Source organism: Streptomyces sp. NPDC020875 (assembly GCF_040641415.1).
Classification (GTDB): Bacteria; Actinomycetota; Actinomycetes; order Streptomycetales; family Streptomycetaceae; genus Streptomyces.
The window spans coordinates 43682-63215 of the sequence record NZ_JBFADP010000051.1 but is presented as its reverse complement, the minus strand read 5'-3'; the positions used below and the strand labels follow the sequence as shown (position 1 = coordinate 63215).

Sequence of the window (19534 nt, the reverse complement as noted above, 5' to 3'; positions counted from 1 at the left end):
GCCCGGTTACATTCCGAACCCGGAAGCTAAGCCTTTCAGCGCCGATGGTACTGCAGGGGGGACCCTGTGGGAGAGTAGGACGCCGCCGAACAATTGTTGTAGTGAGGGCTCTGGCCCCTTGAGACTATGTCTCGGGGCCAGAGCCCTTTCTGCATTTCAGGGGCGTTGTCAGTCCCCGGTGCTTTACTCCCGCCCATGGATATCGAAGACGAGGACATCGACACTCACCTCGGCACCGACAGGAAGGAGTTACGCCGGACCGTCGCGGGCATCGTCTGGCCGGACACGCGGGAGCTGGTCTGTGACCGACCCGGGCATCCTGCCGGGCACGAGTGCCTGCTGATCCCCGGCGGCGGGGACCCGGAACTGACCCTCGAAGCGATGCGGGCCGTTCTCGGCATCTACGGGAGCCCCTTGCTGCCCGGCCCTGGAATGCCGTCGCTGCCGGGGGCAGAAGAGGTCGACTGGCGGTATGCGTGGGCCCATGCGGGGAGTTGGGTCGGTGTCGGAGTGGGGCGTGACGACCCCGACGTAGGGACCGGCCGGGGTGCATATGAAGCCGGACAGGTCGTCGTGATCGTCGCCGATCGCTGCACCCCGGATCCGGATCGGCTGGGGCTGCCCGAGGACGCCTCGTGGACAGAGCGGCTGGTGGCCGTGACGAGATGGACCTCACCACCCGCGCCCTCGGCCGACTGGGAGTCCGTCGAGAGTCGGCTGGGGACCCGGCTTCCAGCCGACTACAAGGAAATGATCAACACTTTCGGGACCGGCAGCTTCGACGGATTCCACGATGTGCGCTCCCCGGAGGAGGTCATCTGGTACGCGGAGTACGCGGCCCGCCGCGGCCAGGAGAAGTGGGAACCGTATCCACCGCACCCCGCGTCGCCCGGGCTGCTGAGCTGGGCCGGGGACGAGCACCACAACTCCTTCTACTGGATCACCGAAGGGCCCGATCCGGACCGCTGGCCCGTACTGGCCCTCGACGAGGGGATGGACGGAGAGCGGTTCGACATGACCCTCACCGAGTTCGTGTTCCGGATCCTGACCGATCCGCACGCGCCGTTCACCCTGGCCCGTGACATCGCCCATCCCTGGTTCTCGCCGTACCGGCGACCGTAGACCACCGCGTATCCGGGCTGACCCGTTTCCTAGGGTGAGGTCATGAACTACGACCTCGTGATCTTCGACAACGACGGCGTCCTCGTCGACAGTGAGCCGGTGGCCAATACCGTGCTCGCCGGGTATCTGACCGAGCTGGGGCATCCGACCTCGTACGAGGACTCGTTGCGGGACTACATGGGTGCCGCCGTGCACCGGGTCCACGACCTGGTCATGGAGCGGTCCGGGCAGCGGCTGCCCGAGGACTTCGACGCGACGCTGCACGCCCGGACGTTCGCCGCCTTCGAGCGGGAGCTGAAGCCCGTGGCGGGGGTGACGGAGGTCCTGGAGGGCCTGGTCGAGGCGGGGGTGCCGTACTGTCTGGCGTCGTCCGGGAGCCATCAGCGGATCCGGTTCGGGCACCGGCTGACCGGGCTCGACCGGTGGTTCCGGGACGAGATCGTCTTCAGCGCGCAGGACGTGGGCCGGGGGAAGCCCGCGCCGGATCTCTTCCTGTACGCGGCTGAGCGGATGGGTGTCGCGCCCGGGCGGTGCGTGGTGGTGGAGGACAGTGTGCTCGGCGTCCGGGCCGCGGTGGCGGCCGGGATGGACGTCTACGGATTCACCGCGATGACCCCCGCGACCGCACTCGTCGGCGCCCGCGGGTACTTCGGCTCGATGAAGGAGCTGCCGGGGCTGATCGGCCGCGGCTGAAACGTCCCCGGCCGCTCGGTGCCGGCCCGCGGGCCGGATACGGTGGCGGGCATGAGCGGCCGGGGAATGCTGATGTGGGACGAGGCTCTGACGGCGTACGACTTCGGGGACGAGCACCCGATGGACCCGGTACGGCTGGCGCTGACGATGGGGCTCGTCCGGGCCTACGGGCTCGACCGGGCCGTGGACGTCGTCGCCGCGAAGCCCGCCGGGGACTCGACGCTGCGGCTGGTGCACCGGGAGGACTACGTGGCCGCCGTACGGGCCGCGTCGGCCGATCCGCGCGCCGCCGACCAGGCGTACGGCCTCGGGACCGTGGACGATCCCGCCTTCGCCGGGATGCACGAGGCGTCGGCGCTGATCGCCGGGCAGTCGGTCGCGGCGGCCGAGGCGCTCTGGCACGGGCGGACGGCGCACGCGGTGAACTTCGCGGGCGGGCTGCACCACGCGATGCCGGGCGCGGCGGCCGGGTTCTGCATCTACAACGACGCGTCGCTGGCGATCGCCCGGCTGCTGGAGCTGGGCGCCGAGCGGGTCGCGTACATCGATGTCGACGTCCACCACGGCGACGGTGTGCAGACGGCCTTCTGGGGCGATCCCCGGGTGCTGACGATCTCCCTGCACGAGCACCCCCGGACGTTGTTCCCGGGGACCGGCTGGCCGGAGGAGACCGGGGCCGGGGGTGTCGCCGAGGGCGGGGCGGCCAATGTGGCGCTGCCGCCGGGGACCGGCGACGAGGGGTGGCTGCGGGCGTTCCACGCGGTGGTGCCGGAGCTGTTGGCGGACTTCCGGCCGCAAGTACTGGTGACGCAGCACGGGGCGGACACCCACTTCGAGGATCCGCTGGCGCATCTGGCGGTGTCGCTGGACGCCCAGCGGCTGGTGCAGGAGTCCTGTCACAGGCTGGCGCACGAGTACACGGAGGGCGGGCGGTGGCTGGCGCTCGGCGGCGGCGGGTACGCCGTCGTGGACGTCGTACCCCGTTCGTGGACCCATCTGGTGGGGATCGCCGCGCACGCGCCGGTCGACCCGGCCTCCGAGGTGCCCGCCGAATGGCGTGACCAGGTGTACGCGCTGACCCGGCAGCCGGGGCCGCGCCGGATGACGGACGGCCGGACGCCCCGGTGGCGGGAGTGGGGCGAGGGGTACGACCCCGCCGACCGGCTCGACCAGGCGGTGCTCGCGACCCGGCGGTCGGTGTATCCGCTGCGGGGGCTGCTGGCGTAGCCGTGCCCCCGGTTCGGGCCCGGGACCGGCCGCGAGCGGGCTCGGCGCGCAGACCCCACCCCCGCCTGCACGGGCCGTCACGGCAGCTGTACGGGCCCTGTTGGGCCGAACGCGGTACGGCCGGGGGAATCCCGCCCGCCGGTGGTCCGTACTGCGGCAGCATCGGCCCTGTGGCGGTGAGTCGGGCGGATCGTACGGCGCTGCGGGCGCATCTGGTGGCGGCCGGGCTCGCCGGGGAGGTGTCCACCACCCGGGAGCGGTCGCTGCGCCGCTACCGGATGTTCGCGGCCCGTGATCCCCGGGCCACCCTCGGACTCGATCCCGAACGGCGCTGGGACGAGCGGGACGTACTGGCGCTGGTGGCCGACCGGTGCGGGGTTCCGCCGGATCCCGGCCGGGTGTCGGGGCCCGAGGTCATCGACCCCGGGCGGACCCTGGACGCCCTGGACGCCTTCGCGGAACGGCTGGCGGAGGTGGCGGACCGGCGGGGGCCCGTACTGCTGGGTACCGGGCATCCGCACGGGCTGCTGGGGTTTTACGGCGGACTCGCAGACGCTTTGTCGGCGGCGGGCTGTCTCGTTCTCACACCCGCGCAGGGCCGAAGTGTCGACATAACGACCCGGTTCGGCGTACGTACGGGCACGCTGGCGTACGTACAGGGGGTCGCGCTGGTGCGGGGAGGCGGCGCACGGGGCGCGTCGGACAGCACCGGCGCACACACCCATTCACCGTTGCCGTTACGGCTCGCCCTGGGGGGTCTGGCGGCGGCCGGACAGCCCCTGCCCGAACTGGTGGTGGGGGACCACGGATGGGTCTGCGGGGCTGGTCAGCTGGGTTTTTCGGCCATCGGTCCGGCGGACGCCGACGATCCCGCCGTCTTCGTCGGCGAGGCGGAGGGGCGGATCGCCGTGGCCGTACCGCTGGAGGACTCCGCTCCGCCTGATCGGTACCGGCCGCTCATGCGCTATGTACTCAAACGCGCCTGTCTGTCACAGTAGGCGGCCGATGGCTGCTCCTCTTCCCCACTCGTACCACGCGCCCCTAGTCTGGGGAGTGAGCGCACAGCGACGAAGAGTCACCGGAGGGGAAGCCGGTGAGCGTCGTGTGCGGAAGGTACAGGTGGGTCATGGCTGCTGGCAGCGAGAGGCCTCTCAATGAGGTCAAGTTCCTTACCGTGGCGGAAGTCGCCTCGGTGATGCGGGTGTCGAAGATGACTGTGTACCGCTTGGTGCACAGCGGGCATCTGCCGGCGATCCGGGTGGGGAGGTCCTTCCGGGTTCCGGAGCAAGCGGTGCACGAGTACCTCCGCGAGTCCTTCGTGGGGGTGGAATCCGCTTGAGTTCCGGACGCGGGTGGGCCGGGCCGGAAGCGCGGCGACCCTCGGATTACAAGCTCCGAGCTCGGGCGGGTAGGCTAGGCCGACGTAGGTCGTGTGGGCCCAGACGCCCCGCACCGAGTGAGAAGAAGTGAGCGAGGGTAGTCGTGGGCTCTGTTATCAAGAAGCGGCGCAAGCGGATGGCCAAGAAGAAGCACCGCAAGCTGCTCAAGCGCACCCGCGTTCAGCGTCGTAACAAGAAGTAAGGCGACAACGACAGCTGTACGTGTCGTACGTACGACCGTGGCCCCTCCACCTCCGGGTGGAGGGGCCACGGCGCTTTTCCGGCCGGGGCGGTGGGAAAAGCGGGCCGCCGGGACATCACCCGGCAACGCCGAGCCGCTACCGTGGCGTTTGAATCAATTCACAGCATGTTCGAGACCGCCGGAGCCGGCGGTCGGGGCCGAGGGAAGGCGCTGGTCTTGGGGAAGGTCGTGCTCGTCACCGGTGTCGCCCGGCAGCTCGGCGCCCGTCTCGTACGGCGCGTCCGCAAGGACCCCGGCGTCGACCGGGTGATCGGGGTGGACGCGGTGGAGTCCGGGCACGACCTGGGCGGCGCCGAATTCGTCCGGGCCGATATCCGGCAGCCGGTGATAGGCCGGATCCTGGCCGAGTACGGGGTGGACACGGTGGTCCATCTCGATGTCACCGGCACCCCGCTGGGCGCGGGCGGCCGGGCCTCCGTCAAGGAGACCAATGTCATCGGCACCATGCAGCTCCTCGGCGCCTGCCAGAAGTCGCCGACGGTCCGGCGGCTCGTGGTGAAGTCCAGTACGAGCGTCTACGGCTCCGCGCCCCGCGACCCGGCGGTCTTCACCGAGACCACCCCGCCCAAGTCGCTGCCGAGCGGCGGCTTCGCGAAGGACGCCGTCGAGGTCGAGGGGTACGTTCGCGGCTTCGCCCGGCGCCGCCCCGATGTGGCGGTCTGCGTGCTGCGGTTCGCCAATATCCTCGGGCCGACGGCGGACTCCCCGCTGGCCGAGTTCTTCGCCCTGCCGGTGCTGCCGACGGTCTTCGGCTACGACCCCCGGCTCCAGTTCGTCCACGAGGACGATGTGATCGGCGTGCTGCGGCTGGCGCTCCACGAGCCCGCCCGGGCCACCCTCAACAGCGGGACCTTCAATATCGCCGGGGACGGGGTGCTGCTGCTCTCGCAGTGCGCGCGGCGGCTGGGGCGGCCGACGCTGCCGGTACCGCTGCCCGCCGTCACCTGGGTCGGCTCCGCGTTGCGTACCGTGGGGGTCACGGACTTCTCGCCCGAACAGATCCGGCTGCTGACCCACGGGCGGGTGGTCAGTACCCGGCAGATGCGGGAGACGCTGGGCTTCACCCCCCGGTACAGCACCCCCGAGACCTTCGCCGACTTCGCGCGGGCGCGCGGGGCCGGCCTGCTGCCGCCCGAGCGGGCGGCGCGGGCGGTGGACCGGGTGGCACGGGCGCTGGGCGCGGACTCCGCGACCGCCGCCACCCCTTCGGACGGCGGGCGGGCCGTTCCGACTCGTAGCGACGCCGGGTGACGGGCACCGGATCCGGATAAGGAGCGTACCGACGATGGCGGACGCGAAGGTCATTCCCTTCGACGACGACCGGGCGCGCGGCAGTGCGCCGCGGGCCGGGCGGCGGCGTGCTCCCGGCGCCGGGAGCGGTGGGCCGGGCGGTGCCGCCGCGCGTCGCCGGGCCGAGCCCGCGGCGGCCGGGGACGCCGTCCCCGAGCCGGGGGACGTACCGGCGGCCCGGGACGGTGCCAGGGTCCGGGCGGTGCCCGTACCGGGGCAGGCGTCCGGTACGTCCGGTGCCGGGGACGCCCCCGCGCGGGGGCCGGAACCGTCCGGCGGGCCCGGGACGGCCGAGGACCCGGTGGACGCCGACCGGTCCGGGGCCGGGGAGGGCGGTGGCTGGGAGCGGCGGCTGGCCGGCGGCCTGGCGTTTCTGCGGCGCCGGGTGACCGGGGAGTACGAGGTCGACGAGTTCGGCTACGACCGGGAACTCACCGACCAGGTACTGATGTCGCTGTTGCGGCCGCTCTACGAGTCGTACTTCCGGGTCGAGGTGAAGGGGATCGAGAACATCCCCGCCGAGGGCGGCGCGCTGGTCGTCGCCAACCACTCCGGGACACTGCCGCTCGACGGGCTGATGATGCAGGTCGCCGTGCACGACCACCATCCGGCGGGCCGGCATCTGCGGCTGCTCGCCGCCGATCTCGTCTTCATGCTGCCGGTCGTCAACGAACTCGCCCGCAAGGCCGGGCACACCCTGGCCTGCGCGGAGGACGCGGAGACGCTGCTGAACCGGGGCGAGATCGTCGGGGTGATGCCGGAGGGGTTCAAGGGGCTCGGGAAGCCGTTCGGCGAGCGGTACAAGCTCCAGCGGTTCGGGCGGGGCGGCTTCGTCTCGACGGCGCTGCGGGCGGGGGCGCCGATCGTGCCCTGCTCGATCGTGGGCGCCGAGGAGATCTATCCGATGGTGGGGAACGCGAAGACGCTGGCTCGGCTGCTGGGGCTGCCGTACTTCCCGGTCACTCCGACGTTTCCGCTGCTCGGCCCGTTGGGCGCGGTACCGCTGCCGACGAAGTGGACGATCCAGTTCGGGGAGCCGATCCCGACCGACGGCTATCCGCCGGAGGCGGCGGAGGACCCGATGCTGATGTTCAATCTGACCGACCAGGTCCGGGAGCAGATCCAGCACACGCTCTACAAGCTGCTGGTGCAGCGGCGGTCCGTCTTCTTCTGATTCCGGTCAGCGTGCCGGGTCCGGACCGGCGGCAGGGGGTGGACCCGTGGGAACGGGTCCACCCCCTGCGCCGTGTCGACCGCCGTCAGCGGTCTTCTTCCGCGCTCAGTCCGAGACCGGGGAGGAGGCCGGGCAGCAGCGGCGGGATGGTGATATCGGGCTTCGGCGTCGGAGCCGCACCCTCCGCCGGGGTCGGCGAGGTCTGCGGCGCCGGGTCGAGCAGATCGCCCGCACCGCCCAGCAGCCCCTGGTCCTGCTGCGGGGTGCTGCTGCCGGAGCCGGTGTCCGAGGGGCGGGGGTCGCCGCCGGAGCGGGGGTCCGCCGGGGCGTCGGACGCGGCCGGGGCCGTACGCCTGCCGTCGGCGGGCCGGTCGGCCCCCGACTGCCGGGGCGCGACGGTGCCGGGGCGCTCGGAGCCGCGGCCCCGCTCCGGGGCCGGGGGCAGCAGCGACTGGAGCGGCAGGACCTCCTGCTCCATGGCGTCGAAGACGTTGTCCACCTCGGCGCCGACATCGGTGAGCTGGACCGGGAGCCGCTCGCGCAGTCCGTTCCAGGTGTCCCGGTGGGAGCGGGAGAAGGAGTCCAGCTTCCGGATCGGGCCGAGGGACCCGTCCCGCTCGTACGCCGCGTGCAGCAGGCGGTGGCCCTCGCCCACGTCGTGGCGCATGCCGTTGAGCGCGCGGCGGACCTCGCCGATGGACTCGTGGTCCATCGAGCCGGAGCGGGCCCGCTCCATCAGCCGCCGGGCCTCGTTCAGCCGGGTGGACGCCTGATCGAGATAGAGCTCGCCGCGGTCGGTGTCGCCGTCGGCCATACCGAGCCGGATGTCCTCCATGCCGCGCTTCAGCCCGTACAGCGAGTCACCGGGGAGGGCGTCGGAACTCGCCGCCGCCACCCCGCCGAAGGCGCCCGCGGCCACGCCGACCGTCAGGCCGCCGGCCGCCAGGCCCTTGGACCAGCGGGAGCGGGGTCGCAGCCGACGGAACGGGGAGGCCCGATGCCTGCCGGGCTTCCGCTGCTCGGGCACCGTAGGGCCCGCGGACTCCGGGGCGGCCGGGCCCGTGGCGCCCGCGGTCCCGTCCCGGAGCATGGCCTCCATCGCGGCCACCAGTTGAGCCCGCTGGACCACCTTGACCTCGGGGTCCAGCTCGGGTCTCGGCAGCTCGCCGAGGCCGGTCGCCAAGGCCAGCATCCGCGCCTGCTCGGGCCGTTGCGCCGCGGGAGCCGCGGCGGCTGCCGATACGCCCGGTTCGCCGGGGCCGCCCGGGGCGTCCGCGGTCGGGTCCGCGCCCTCTTCGGGCCGCTGCGAGGCCGCCTGAGATTCCAGGGCCTGGGCGAAGGCGTTCGCCCGCCGGTGCGCCGAAACGTTCGCGATCACTGGCGGCACCTCCTCTCGTCATGACGATCGACTCCCCTGGGGGTCTGGAGGGTTGCACGATCTACGCGCATTACCACGATCGAGTGAGTGGCTGCGGGCAGGGCGTGACCACAGGGAGCCTGCATCTCGCACAACGAGCGGCGCGGCACTTGGGTTACGCGCGAAAGATGATCGGACCAGTGCGTCATCGTGGCGTCACCGAGAGGTATGTCGGGGTCGGGGGACGGCGGGGGGTGGGGTGGGACCGGGACTTTTCGGCGGGGGTGGAGCGGGTGCGGCGGCTGGTGCGGGGTGGTGCGTGGCGCTGATGGTGCGGGGTACGGGGTCGTACGCTCCGGGCTCTCGGAGCCGGTGGGACGGGCGGTACGGGTCGTACGGGCGGTGCGGCGGTGCGGTATTCGCGTCGGCCGTGCGGCGGGGGTGGGCCCCGGGATTCAGCGGGCGTCCTCCGGCAGCAGCCGGGCGAGGGTGCGTACGGCACGGTACTGGAGGGTCTTGATCGCCCCCTCGTTCTTGCCCATCACCCGCGCGGTCTCGGCGACCGAGAGACCTTGCAGGAACCGTAGCGTGACGCACTCCTGCTGTTGCGGGTTGAGCTTGCGGACGGCCTCCAGCAGCGCCGCGTTGGAGAGCGATTCCAGGACCGAGTCCTCCGGGCTGCGCTCGACCTCGTTGGCGTCGAGCATCTCGCCGGTGGTGACCTCCAGCCGGAACCGGGAGGACTTGAAGTGGTCGGCGACCAGATTGCGGGCGATCGTCACCAGCCAGGCGCCGAAGTCACGGCCCTGCCAGGTGAAGGTGGAGATCCGGCGCAGGGCGCGCAGGAACGTCTCGCTGGTGAGGTCCTCGGCGGTCGCCTTGCCGCCGACCCGGTAGTAGATATAGCGGTACACGGTGTCGCTGTACTGGTCGTACAGCCGGCCGAAGGCATCGGCCTCACCCGCCTGGGCGCGTTCGACCAGCTCCATCATGCGGGCGCTGTCGCTGTCGGCGCTCGGGCGGCGAACCGTAGTGGACGCGGATGACGTGTTCGACGCGGCGGCCGGGGCGTTCGGCGCGGTGGACGCGCTGGTGCCGGTCCGGCTGTTGCGTCTGGCGACCGCACGGCCTCCGCCGGACCGCCTCCCCTCGACGACGGCGCTGCGCGCCGGGCCCTCGTTGTAGCCGTCGGCGAGGGCGTAGCAGGGGGCGGCGGGGCCGCCGCCGGCGGTGGTGAGGCGGGGCAGGGCGGCGAGGGCGGGGACGGCGTACGCGGTGGGGACGAGCCCGCGCAGATGTTCGAGAACCGTCGCGCGGAGCGTAGCCAGGCCCGAGGCGTCAACCCCGACGTGTGGGTACACGGGACTCCCAGAGGCAGAGCTTCCATCACGTGCAGTGCGGGACCGTTCACCCGTCGTGGCGATGGGCGGGTCTCGTATGCGTCTGAGGAGAATAACGCTTCGTACAGGCAGTGCTACACCCAGTTGCTCAAATCATCGTTTCCGTCGCTTCTGTTACCCCTCGACGACACAAAGTGGTCCTGAAACTGACCACTTGTTGATCGGAAACGTTCGTTTTCGGTCGGGTGGGGTGTCGTGCGGGGAGGAGTGCTCGTAACCGTGTTCGGCCCCGGGGGCGTCCCCCGGGGCCGGACGTCAGCGGCGGCGGCGGTGCAGGGCGACGGCCGCGGCCGTACCGCCCGCGAGCGCGCCCACCCCGGCGGCGGCCGGGATGCCGACCTTCGCGGCCTTCCGGCCGGTCCGGTAGTCGCGCAGCCGCCAGTCACGTTCGCGCGCGTGCTTGCGCAGCTTGGTGTCCGGATTGATCGCGTATGGATGTCCTACGAGCGAGAGCATCGGAATGTCGTTGTGCGAATCGCTGTACGCGGCACAGCGCGCCAGGTCCAGCCCCTCGGCGGCGGCCAGGGCCCGGACGGCCTCCGCCTTCGCCGGGCCGTGCAGCGGTTCGCCGACGAGCTTGCCCGTATAGACGCCGTCGACGGACTCGGCGACCGTGCCGAGCGCGCCGGTCAGCCCGAGCCGGCGGGCGATGATCGTGGCGGTCTCCACCGGGGCGGCCGTCACCAGCCACACCTTCTGGCCCGCGTCGAGATGCGCCTGGGCGAGGGCGCGGGTGCCCGGCCAGATGCGGTCGGCCATGTACTCGTCGTAGATCTCCTCGCCGATGCTCATCAGCTCGGAGACACGATGGCCCTGGACGATCGAGAGCGCCGACTCCCGTACGTCCTGCATGTGCTCGGGATCCTCGACCCCGGCCAGCCGGAACCAGGTCTGCTGCCAGGCGAACCGGGCCAGCTCCCGGCGCTGGAAGAACTTCCGCTTGTAGAGGCCGCGGCCGAAGTGGAAGAGGGCGGCGCCCTGCATCACGGTGTTGTCGAGATCGAAGAACGCGGCGGCGCGGACGTCACCGGGCACCGGGAAGTCCTCGGCGGGCTCCTCGGGCTCACCGGCTTCTTTGGCCTCCTCGGCCTCTTCGGGGGCGGCGAGGCCGGTCTCCGGGAGGGGTTCGTCCAGGTCGCGGGTCGCCTTGCGCGCGGCCTCGGCCGCGGCCTCGCCTGCGAGCACGCTGCGCGCGGTCGCGGAGCGCCGTCGGGGGGTGAGCCATCCACGTGCGGCCATACCGCGAGCATAGCCAGTCGGTTCAGGGGATCCCTACCCGCCGGTATGCGGCGGGGTGAACTCTTCGGCGCGTTCCCGTTACGGGGCGGGGGGCGTGGTCCTCCCGGACGGGGGTGCGGCGGAGAATGGGGCCATGAGTCCTCTGCTGCGGCGCAAGAAGAAGGCGGCGCGTGACCGGGTGGTCACGCTGATCGGCAAGCCCGGATGTCATCTCTGCGACGACGCGCGGACGGTCGTCGAGGCGGTGTGCGCGGAGACCGGGGCGTCATGGGAGGAGAAGGACATCACCGTCGACGAGGCGTTGCACCGGGAGTACTGGGAGCAGATTCCGGTGGTGCTGGTGGACGGGGAGCGGCACACGTTCTGGAAGGTGGACGCGGGGCGCCTGCGGCGGGCGCTGGAGGGGTAAGGGGCGCCTCCCCCTGAAGTTCCTTGCGCCGGGCCCCGCGCGGCGGCCTGGTGTTGTTCGCGGTCCGCAGGCCGTGCGTGGCTTGTCGCGCAGTTCCTCCCCCTATGCCTTCGGTGATGGGGGGACCCCCAGCGCCTTGGCCCTCCGGGTGAGGCCCACAACCCGGGCCGCGCCCGGTGGCCTGGTGTTGTCGGCGGTCTGCGGATCGCCCGTGGCTTGTCGCGCAGTTCCGCCCCCTATGCCTTCGGCAATGGGGGGACCCCCAGCGCCTTGGCCCTCCGGGTGAGGCCCACAACCCGGGCCGCGCCCGGCAGCCTGATCTTGTTCGCGGTCTGCGGACCGTGGCCGGCTGGTCGCGCAGTTCCCCGCGCCCCTGAAAGCTCTCACCGGCTCTCGCCGGTGCAGGGGGGTAGGCGGGGGGCGGGAGGGAGGGGCAGAGTGGAGGGGGTTCGGGGGGCGTGGGAGGAGTGTGGGGCGTGGTGGCCCCTTCGGAGGTGGAACGGCGCGAGGTGGTGCGGGGTTCCATGTTTACGGGATCCAGGCGCGTGACCCCGATCACTTTGACTGGACAAAACGGACACAATCTTTGTGCACGCGTTCACAAAGACATAGCCTGCTGTCGACGGGGCGGTCTTGGGACACACGGCCGCCTAGAGCTTCGCTCATCCCGCAGGAGCACCGTGGCAACTGGCCGAAATCACCGACCGGCGACCCGTAGCCGAGGAATCCCCGAGGCCACCGTCGCCCGGCTTCCGCTGTACCTGCGGGCGCTGACCGCGCTCTCCGAGCGGTCCGTGCCCACGGTCTCCTCCGAGGAACTGGCCGCCGCCGCCGGGGTGAACTCCGCGAAGCTGCGGAAGGACTTCTCGTACCTCGGCTCCTACGGCACCCGCGGGGTCGGGTACGACGTGGAGTACCTCGTCTACCAGATCTCCCGCGAGCTGGGGCTGACCCAGGACTGGCCCGTGGTCATCGTCGGTATCGGTAACCTCGGCGCGGCGCTCGCCAACTACGGCGGATTCGCCTCCCGCGGCTTCCGGGTCGCGGCCCTGATCGACGCGGATCCGGCGATGGCCGGGAAGCCGGTCGCCGGGATCGCCGTCCAGCACACCGACGAGCTGGAGAAGATCATCACGGAGAACGGGGTGTCGATCGGTGTGATCGCCACGCCCGCCGGTGCCGCGCAGCAGGTCTGCGACCGGCTGGTGGCCGCCGGTGTCACCTCCATCCTGAACTTCGCGCCGACCGTGCTGACCGTCCCGGACGGGGTCGACGTGCGCAAGGTCGACCTGTCGATCGAACTCCAGATCCTCGCCTTCCACGAGCAGCGGAAGGCGGGCGACGGCGGCGATGTGCCCGCCGCCGTGACGGAGGGTGCCGCCGCTTCCGGCAGCGCCCCCGCCACCGTCCGGGGCGGCTCCGCCGCCGGCCGCAAGGGACCTGACGGGGACATGCCCGCCGTGATGCCGGCATGAGTCTTCTGGTCGTCGGACTGAGTCACCGCAGCGCGCCGGTGAGCGTGCTGGAGCGGGCGTCGCTCTCCGCGGACGCGCAGATCAAGCTGGCGCAGGACGTGCTGACCGCCGAGCCCGCCGCCGAGGCGGCCGTACTGGCGACCTGCAACCGGATCGAGCTCTACGCGGACGTGGACAAGTTCCACGCGGGCGTCGCCGAACTCTCCACCCTGCTCGCCCGGCACAGCGGGGTCGGCCTGGAAGAGCTGACCCCCTATCTCTACGTCCACTACGAGGACCGCGCCGTCCACCACCTCTTCTCGGTGGCCTGCGGACTGGACTCCATGGTGGTCGGCGAGGGGCAGATCCTCGGCCAGATCAAGGACGCCCTCGCCCGCGGTCAGGAGCAGCACACCGCCGGACGGCTGATCAACGACCTGTTCCAGCAGGCGCTGCGGGTCGGTAAGCGCGCCCACAGCGAGACCGGGATCGACCGGGCCGGACAGTCCCTGGTCAGCTTCGGCCTGGAGCAGCTCGCCGGCGGCGCGGACGTGACCGAGTGGGCCGCCGACAAGCGGGCCCTGGTGATCGGCGCCGGTTCGATGTCGTCGCTGGCGGCGACCACCCTCGCCCGGCTCGGGGTACGCGAACTCGTCATCGCCAATCGCACACTCGACCGGGCCGAGCGGCTGGCGGCGTCGCTGGCCGAGGCCGGTACGGGCACGACCGCCGTACGGGCCGTGCCGATGTCGGCGGTGACCGACGAACTGACACGTGCATCCGCGGTGGTCTCCTGTACCGGCGCGACCGGGCTCGTCCTCACCGCCGACGCCGTCGCCGACGCGCTCGCCGTACCCGAGGGCGCCTCCGCCGTACTGGCGGGCGCCGTCGTCGCCGAGGGCGGCAAGCGCGCCCCCGACGGCAGCCTGGTCGCCCGGCTCGCCGAGACCGCGGGCCGCGACGGCCGGGTCCGCGACCGGGGCGGCCGTACCGCCGCCGAACCCGCGGACGGCGGCTGCCCGGTCGGCCTGGACGATACGCACACCGGTCCCGCCGGTACGGCCGGTGACCCGGTTCAGCACGGCGTCTGGGTGGAGAACGCGGGCAGTTCCGTACCGGCCGTACGGCAGCCCGTACGGACCGCCGGGACCGCCCGGGGCACCGTACGCATGGCCCTGCTCGACCTGGCCATGCCCCGTGACATCGACCATGCCGTGCACCGGGTCCCCGGCGCCCGGCTGGTCGACATCGAAACGCTCGCCGAGGCGTCCGCCGACGCGCCCATGGCCGCCGACGTCGACCAGGTCCGCGCCCTTGTCGCGGCCGAGGTCGCGGCGTTCGGCGCGGCCCAGCGCGCGGCCCGGATCACCCCCACCGTGGTCGCCCTGCGGACCATGGCCGCCGATGTCGTCGCCGGTGAGCTGGCCCGGCTCGACGGCCGGCTGATCGGCCTCGACGACAAGCAGCGCGGAGAGATCCGCCAGACCGTCCACCGCGTGGTCGACAAGCTGTTGCACGCGCCGACGGTCCGGGTGAAGCAGCTGGCCAGCGAGCCCGGCGGCGCCGGGTACGCGGACGCGCTGCGCACCCTTTTCGACCTCGACCCGGAGACCGTGGCGTCCGTCAGCCGGGCCGATGTGAACGACCGCGACACCGACGCCGAGAACCGAGGACGATCATGACCGAGAGGGCACTGCGGCTCGGGACCAGGCGGAGCAAGCTCGCCATGGCCCAGTCCGGGCAGGTGGCGCGGGCGGTGGAAGCGGTCACCGGCCGCTCCGTCGAGCTGGTCGAGATCACGACGTACGGCGATGTCTCCCGCGAGCACCTGGCACAGATCGGCGGTACCGGCGTCTTCGTCGCCGCGCTCCGTGAGGCGCTGGCCGCGGGCGAGGTGGACTTCGCGGTTCACTCGCTCAAGGACCTTCCGACGACGCAGCCCGCCGAACTGGCGCTGGCGGCGATCCCGAAGCGGGAGGACCCGCGGGACGTGCTGGTGGCCCGGGACGGGCTGACCTTCGACCGGCTGCCCGAGGGCGCCAGGATCGGTACCGGCTCGCCGCGCCGGGCCGCCCAGTTGAACGCGTACGCGCGGGCGCACCACACCCGCATAGAGACCGTGCCGATCCGGGGGAACGTAGACACCCGGATCGGATATGTGCGCAGCGGTGAACTGGACGCGGTGGTACTCGCCGCGGCCGGGCTGAACCGTATGGGCAGAAGCGCCGAGGTGACCGACTTCCTCTCGGTCGACTTCGTGCTGCCCGCCCCCGGCCAGGGGGCACTGGCGATCGAGTGCGCCGCGGACGACGCGGCGCTGATCGCCCAGCTGGCCGAGCTCGACGACCCGGAGACCCGGGCCGCCGTGACGGCCGAGCGATCCCTGCTCGCCGCCCTGGAGGCCGGCTGCAGCGCACCCGTGGGCGCGCTCGCCGACCTGTTGGGCGACGGCCAGGATGTCAACGAAATGCGCCTGCGGGGCGTCGTCGGCACGATCGACGGCGCGACGCTGGTGCAGCTGTCCACCACCGGTCCCGTACCCACGTCGCACGGCGACGCCATCGCGCTCGGTCGCGAACTCGCGTCCGAGATGCTCGCCAAGGGTGCGGCCGGTCTTATGGGGGAGCGAGCGTCTTGAGCCCCACCACCAACCCGTCCACGGCGTACGACTCGGCTAACGGGCACGTCACTTTCCTCGGCGCCGGACCCGGTGATCCCGGGCTGCTGACCTTGCGGGCTGTCGAGGCACTCGCGGGAGCCGAGGTCCTGATCGCCGAGCCGGAAGTGCTCGACGTGGTTCGCGGCCATGCGCGGGCGGGCGTCAGCACGCCTGAGCTGACGGTCGTCGACGATGCGTCAACAGCCGCCGGAATCCCCGTACTCAGGGATGCGGTCAATCTTGTCATGGAGGCCGCGCGGTCCGGCAGGCGGGTCGTGCGTGCGGTGAGCGGCGATCCGGGGCTGGACGCCGACGCCGGTCAGGAGATGCTGGCCTGCGCGGCGGAGGGCATCCCGTTCGAGGTCGTGCCCGGGATCGCGACGGCCGTCGGCGTACCCGCGTACGCCGGGGTGCCGTTGCGGGACGCGCAGGGCACCGACGTCCGGTTCGTCGACGCCCGGACCGCGAGCGACCGCTGCTGGACCGAGGTCGGCGCCAGCGACGGCACGGTCGTGGTCTCCACGACGCTGGACGCGGTCGCGTCGGCGGCGGGCGAACTGGTCGCGGCGGGCCGCAAGCCCGACACCCCGCTGACGGTGACCGTCGCCGGGACCACGACCCGTCAGCGCACCTGGACGGCGACGCTGGGCACCATCGCCCAGGTCTTCAAGCAGGGCAAGATCCTGCCGTCGCCGGAGGGCCACCGGCCGGTGATAGCGGTCGTCGGCGAGCGCAGCGCCCCGGCGCAGCGCGACCAGCTCGCGTGGTTCGAGTCCAAGCCGCTGTTCGGCTGGAAGGTGCTCGTACCACGGACCAAGGAGCAGGCGGCGTCCCTCTCCGACCAGCTCCGTTCCTACGGGGCGGTGCCGCACGAGGTGCCGACGATCGCGGTGGAGCCGCCGCGTACCCCGCAGCAGATGGAGCGGGCGGTCAAGGGCCTGGTCACCGGGCGGTACGAGTGGATCGCCTTCACCTCGGTGAACGCGGTCAAGGCGGTCCGGGAGAAGTTCGAGGAGTACGGTCTCGACGCCCGCGCCTTCGCCGGGATCAAGGTCGCGGCGGTCGGCGAGCAGACCGCGAAGGCACTGGTCGACTTCGGTGTGAAGCCCGATCTGGTGCCCAGCGGCGAGCAGTCGGCCGCGGGTCTGCTGGAGGACTGGCCGCCGTACGACCCGGTCTTCGACCCGATCGACCGGGTGTTCCTGCCGCGGGCGGACATCGCCACGGAGACGCTGGTCGCCGGGCTGATCGAACTGGGCTGGGAGGTGGACGACGTCACGGCCTACCGGACCGTGCGCGCCTCGCCGCCGCCGGCCGAGACCCGGGAGGCGATCAAGGGCGGCGGGTTCGACGCGGTGCTCTTCACCTCGTCGTCCACGGTCCGCAACCTGGTCGGGATCGCCGGGAAGCCGCACAACGTGACCGTGATCGCCTGTATCGGCCCGGCCACCGCGAAGACGGCGGAGGAGCACGGGCTCCGGGTCGACGTACTGTCGCCCGAGCCGTCGGTGCTGCGGCTGGCGGAGGCGCTGGCCGAGTTCGGCGCGGGGCGCCGGGCGGCGGCCGTCGAGGCGGGCGAGCACGTGACCCGGCCGAGCGAGCGGCGGCCGGGTGGCCGGCGGCGGCGTACGACGACCTGACGCGCCCTGTACGCATGGTGCGACGACGTGCCCGGTGGGGGAGTTCCCACCGGGCACGCGCGCGTCGCGGGTCAGGGGTTGAGCGGTTCCGCGACGGGGGTGCCGCTGAAGACGATCCGCGGATAGCCCTTGGACTGCACCAGGGTGTTCAGGGCGGCCGCGATCTCCAGCGGGGTGATCTGCGGGGTGCTCGGGGGCATCATCTCGTTCCGTACCGAGAAGCTGATGCTCACCCAGCCGGGGTCCATACCGATCGGGTAGTCGGCGGATCCCTGGAAGGTCGTTCCTTCGTGGAAGACGGCCATATTCGCCTCCGTGTCTGACGCATGGGGACGGGAGCCGTACCCGGACGCGGAACTGACCGTACGTCAGCGGGGCCGGGGCACCCCGTCATGGAAGCACGGTCCCCGTCCCCGCGCCATCAAATCCGTTGCCGCAGGCAAACGCCGGATGGCAGCCTCCGGCCATGACCACACCTTCCCCCGCCGCCGCGCGTGCCGCCCTGCTCACCGGGCAGCTCGATCAGATCTGGGCCCTCTTCGAGTACCACCTGGAGCGTCTCGACGACGCGGACTTCCTGTGGGAGCCCGCGCCGGGGGCGTGGAGCGTACGGCCCGACGGCGCCGGGCGATGGGTCGCCGACTTCGCCGAGACCGAGCCCGACCCCGTACCGACGCTCTCGATCGGCTGGCTCTCCTGGCATATCGGCTACTGGTGGACGATCACCCTCCGGCACTGCTTCGGCGGTGAGGTGCCCGCCCGCGAGGAAATCTTCTGGCCGGGGAGCGCGGAGGCGTCGGCCGAGTGGCTGCGGGGGCTGCGGGACGAGTGGCGTACGGAGCTTTCGGCGCTCTCCGACGCGGATCTCGACGGTACGGGGCGGACCGGCGGGCATCCGTTGTTCGGCGGGGCGACGCTCACCCTCGCCGAGGTCGCCGCCTGGGTGAACTTCGAACTGGCGAAGAACGTGTCCGAGATCGGGATCACCGCGCATCTGCGGAAGGCGTTGGGCTGACGCGGGCGCTGAGCTGACCTCGGGGCGGACTCGGCGGGGCTCGGCGGCGTCCCGGGCACTGGCGTCGGGGGCGCTCCGGGCGGGGCGTAGCGTGGGGACCATGACTACGTACGGTTCCTTCCCCGGGTCCCGGCCGAGGCGGCTGCGGACCACCCCGGCCCTGCGCGGGATGGTCGCGGAGACCCGGCTGCACCCCTCGGACCTGATCCTTCCGGCGTTCGTCCGGGAGGGCATCACCGAGCCGGTGCCGATCAAGGCGATGCCGGGGGTCGTCCAGCACACCCGGGACACGCTGCGGAAGGCCGCCGTGGAGGCGCGGGCCGCCGGGGTCTCCGGGATCATGCTGTTCGGGGTGCCCGAGGACGCCAAGAAGGACGGGGCGGGGACGGCCGGGACCGATCCGGACGGCATCCTCCAGGTCGCGATCCGGGACGTCCGGGCCGAGGTCGGCGACGATCTGGTGATCATGTCGGACCTCTGTCTCGACGAGTACACGGACCACGGGCACTGCGGGGTGCTGGACGCCGACGGCCGGGTGGACAACGACGCCACCCTGGAGCGGTACGCGGAGATGGCCCAGGTCCAGGCCGACGCGGGCGTCCATGTGGTGGGCCCGAGCGGGATGATGGACGGTCAGGTCGGGGTGGTCCGCGACGCGCTGGACACCATTGGCAAGGAGGACGTGGCGATCCTGGCGTACACCGCCAAGTACTCGTCGGCGTTCTACGGCCCGTTCCGGGAGGCGGTCGGCTCGTCGCTGCGCGGCGACCGCAAGACGTACCAGCAGGACCCGGCGAACGTCCGCGAGTCGCTGCGCGAGCTGGCCCTCGATCTGGAGGAGGGCGCGGACATGGTGATGGTGAAGCCCGCCGGGCCCTATCTCGACGTACTGGCGAAGGTCGCGGACGCGGTGGACGTGCCGGTGGCGGCGTACCAGATCAGCGGCGAGTACGCGATGGTCGAGGCGGCGGCCGAGAAGGGCTGGATCGACCGGGACAAGGCGATCCTGGAGACCCTGACCGGCATCCGCCGGGCCGGGGCGAAGATGATCCTCACCTACTGGGCGACGGAGGTCGCGGGCAGGCTCTGAGGTGTTCAGGCTCTGAGGTGTTCCGGCCGGCCCCCGGCGGCCCGGCGGCGCGTGGCGTCCCGGTGCCGCCGGGGGCCGCCGCGTGATAAGTGCGTACGGTGTACTCTCCGAATGAACACTGCGT

The 19534-nt window shown here is 72.1% G+C and carries 19 protein-coding genes and 1 rRNA gene; 16 read left to right on the top strand and 4 right to left on the bottom strand.

All coding sequences use genetic code 11. The features are described 5' to 3' along the window. The 9 genes from rrf to AB0G74_RS26370 form a co-directional block, all read left to right on the top strand. A 5S ribosomal RNA gene (gene rrf, locus AB0G74_RS26410) occupies positions 1-91 on the top strand; the annotation flags it as partial. Positions 92-195: 104 nt separating this feature from the next. Beyond that, positions 196-1122, top strand: coding sequence for an SMI1/KNR4 family protein (locus AB0G74_RS26405; protein ID WP_361150804.1), 927 nt, complete (start codon positions 196-198; stop codon positions 1120-1122). Positions 1123-1164: 42 nt separating this feature from the next. Beyond that, on the top strand, positions 1165-1815 hold the full coding sequence (locus AB0G74_RS26400) for an HAD family hydrolase (RefSeq protein WP_361150801.1): 651 nt from the start codon (positions 1165-1167) through the stop codon (positions 1813-1815). Between the two features lie 51 nt (positions 1816-1866). Further along, positions 1867-3042 (top strand): acetoin utilization protein AcuC, encoded by a 1176-nt coding sequence (locus AB0G74_RS26395; protein WP_361150798.1) that lies wholly within the window; start codon positions 1867-1869, stop codon positions 3040-3042. A gap of 170 nt (positions 3043-3212) precedes the next feature. Next, entirely contained in the window at positions 3213-4040 is an 828-nt protein-coding gene (locus AB0G74_RS26390) for a phosphatase (RefSeq protein ID WP_361150796.1), read from the top strand. A 128-nt stretch (positions 4041-4168) separates the two neighbouring features. After that, the gene (locus AB0G74_RS26385; protein ID WP_014046653.1) at positions 4169-4381 is read left to right on the top strand and encodes a helix-turn-helix domain-containing protein; all 213 of its coding nucleotides are present in this window, start codon (positions 4169-4171) and stop codon (positions 4379-4381) included. A 143-nt stretch (positions 4382-4524) separates the two neighbouring features. Then, positions 4525-4623, top strand: a complete 99-nt coding sequence (locus tag AB0G74_RS26380) for an AURKAIP1/COX24 domain-containing protein (protein WP_003948845.1) — start codon at positions 4525-4527, stop codon at positions 4621-4623. A gap of 216 nt (positions 4624-4839) precedes the next feature. Continuing rightward, positions 4840-5934 carry an NAD-dependent epimerase/dehydratase family protein gene (locus AB0G74_RS26375; RefSeq protein WP_361150794.1) on the top strand — a complete coding sequence of 365 codons (1095 nt, stop codon included), beginning with the start codon at positions 4840-4842 and terminating at the stop codon, positions 5932-5934. 34 nt (positions 5935-5968) lie between these two features. Then, positions 5969-7147, top strand: a complete 1179-nt coding sequence (locus AB0G74_RS26370; protein WP_361150791.1) for a lysophospholipid acyltransferase family protein — start codon at positions 5969-5971, stop codon at positions 7145-7147. Between the two features lie 85 nt (positions 7148-7232). Here AB0G74_RS26370 and AB0G74_RS26365 read toward each other — a convergent pair whose 3' ends face one another. From AB0G74_RS26365 to AB0G74_RS26355, 3 genes are all read right to left on the bottom strand, one after another. Beyond that, on the bottom strand, positions 7233-8525 hold the full coding sequence (locus AB0G74_RS26365; RefSeq protein WP_361150788.1) for a DUF5667 domain-containing protein: 1293 nt from the start codon (positions 8523-8525) through the stop codon (positions 7233-7235). 434 nt (positions 8526-8959) lie between these two features. Further along, entirely contained in the window at positions 8960-9865 is a 906-nt protein-coding gene (locus AB0G74_RS26360; RefSeq protein ID WP_361150785.1) for an ECF subfamily RNA polymerase sigma factor, BldN family, read from the bottom strand. Positions 9866-10159: 294 nt separating this feature from the next. Then, positions 10160-11143: an HAD-IB family hydrolase gene (locus AB0G74_RS26355; RefSeq protein WP_361150782.1), complete on the bottom strand. Its 984-nt coding sequence runs from the start codon at positions 11141-11143 to the stop codon at positions 10160-10162. A gap of 133 nt (positions 11144-11276) precedes the next feature. Between AB0G74_RS26355 and AB0G74_RS26350 the strand changes: the two genes are divergently transcribed. The 5 genes from AB0G74_RS26350 (at position 11277) to AB0G74_RS26330 (ending at position 17305) form a co-directional block, all read left to right on the top strand. Further along, entirely contained in the window at positions 11277-11552 is a 276-nt protein-coding gene (locus AB0G74_RS26350; protein WP_361150779.1) for a glutaredoxin family protein, read from the top strand. A gap of 680 nt (positions 11553-12232) precedes the next feature. Further along, positions 12233-13027 (top strand): redox-sensing transcriptional repressor Rex, encoded by a 795-nt coding sequence (locus tag AB0G74_RS26345; RefSeq protein ID WP_361150777.1) that lies wholly within the window; start codon positions 12233-12235, stop codon positions 13025-13027. Then, on the top strand, positions 13024-14688 hold the full coding sequence (locus tag AB0G74_RS26340) for a glutamyl-tRNA reductase (RefSeq protein WP_361150774.1): 1665 nt from the start codon (positions 13024-13026) through the stop codon (positions 14686-14688). Before AB0G74_RS26345 ends, AB0G74_RS26340 begins: the two co-directional genes overlap by 4 nt. Further along, complete coding sequence (gene hemC, locus AB0G74_RS26335) at positions 14685-15644, top strand: hydroxymethylbilane synthase (RefSeq protein WP_361150772.1); 960 nt, start codon at positions 14685-14687, stop codon at positions 15642-15644. The genes AB0G74_RS26340 and hemC overlap by 4 nt, the downstream gene beginning before the upstream one ends. After that, positions 15641-17305 (top strand): bifunctional uroporphyrinogen-III C-methyltransferase/uroporphyrinogen-III synthase, encoded by a 1665-nt coding sequence (locus AB0G74_RS26330; RefSeq protein ID WP_361150770.1) that lies wholly within the window; start codon positions 15641-15643, stop codon positions 17303-17305. Before hemC ends, AB0G74_RS26330 begins: the two co-directional genes overlap by 4 nt. 71 nt (positions 17306-17376) lie before the next feature. Here the strand turns inward: AB0G74_RS26330 and AB0G74_RS26325 are convergent, their stop codons facing one another. Then, positions 17377-17610, bottom strand: coding sequence for a hypothetical protein (locus tag AB0G74_RS26325; protein WP_361150768.1), 234 nt, complete (start codon positions 17608-17610; stop codon positions 17377-17379). 161 nt (positions 17611-17771) lie between these two features. Here AB0G74_RS26325 and AB0G74_RS26320 point away from each other — a divergent pair, with 161 nt between their 5' ends. Together AB0G74_RS26320 and hemB are read left to right on the top strand one after the other, a co-directional pair. After that, positions 17772-18320: a DinB family protein gene (locus AB0G74_RS26320; RefSeq protein WP_361150766.1), complete on the top strand. Its 549-nt coding sequence runs from the start codon at positions 17772-17774 to the stop codon at positions 18318-18320. A 100-nt stretch (positions 18321-18420) separates the two neighbouring features. Beyond that, positions 18421-19410: a porphobilinogen synthase gene (gene hemB / locus AB0G74_RS26315; RefSeq protein WP_361150763.1), complete on the top strand. Its 990-nt coding sequence runs from the start codon at positions 18421-18423 to the stop codon at positions 19408-19410. The last annotated feature ends 124 nt before the right edge of the window (positions 19411-19534 follow it).

Coding starts and splice junctions, on each gene's coding strand:
- AB0G74_RS26385 (WP_014046653.1), top strand. CDS start 4,169: ATGGCTGCTGGCAGCGAGAGGCCTCTCAATGAGGTCAAGTTCCTTACC.
- AB0G74_RS26320 (WP_361150766.1), top strand. CDS start 17,772: ATGACCACACCTTCCCCCGCCGCCGCGCGTGCCGCCCTGCTCACCGGG.
- AB0G74_RS26350 (WP_361150779.1), top strand. CDS start 11,277: ATGAGTCCTCTGCTGCGGCGCAAGAAGAAGGCGGCGCGTGACCGGGTG.
- AB0G74_RS26355 (WP_361150782.1), bottom strand. CDS start 11,143: ATGGCCGCACGTGGATGGCTCACCCCCCGACGGCGCTCCGCGACCGCG.
- AB0G74_RS26340 (WP_361150774.1), top strand. CDS start 13,024: ATGAGTCTTCTGGTCGTCGGACTGAGTCACCGCAGCGCGCCGGTGAGC.
- hemC (WP_361150772.1), top strand. CDS start 14,685: ATGACCGAGAGGGCACTGCGGCTCGGGACCAGGCGGAGCAAGCTCGCC.
- AB0G74_RS26370 (WP_361150791.1), top strand. CDS start 5,969: ATGGCGGACGCGAAGGTCATTCCCTTCGACGACGACCGGGCGCGCGGC.
- AB0G74_RS26395 (WP_361150798.1), top strand. CDS start 1,867: ATGAGCGGCCGGGGAATGCTGATGTGGGACGAGGCTCTGACGGCGTAC.
- hemB (WP_361150763.1), top strand. CDS start 18,421: ATGACTACGTACGGTTCCTTCCCCGGGTCCCGGCCGAGGCGGCTGCGG.
- AB0G74_RS26325 (WP_361150768.1), bottom strand. CDS start 17,610: ATGGCCGTCTTCCACGAAGGAACGACCTTCCAGGGATCCGCCGACTAC.
- AB0G74_RS26405 (WP_361150804.1), top strand. CDS start 196: ATGGATATCGAAGACGAGGACATCGACACTCACCTCGGCACCGACAGG.
- AB0G74_RS26400 (WP_361150801.1), top strand. CDS start 1,165: ATGAACTACGACCTCGTGATCTTCGACAACGACGGCGTCCTCGTCGAC.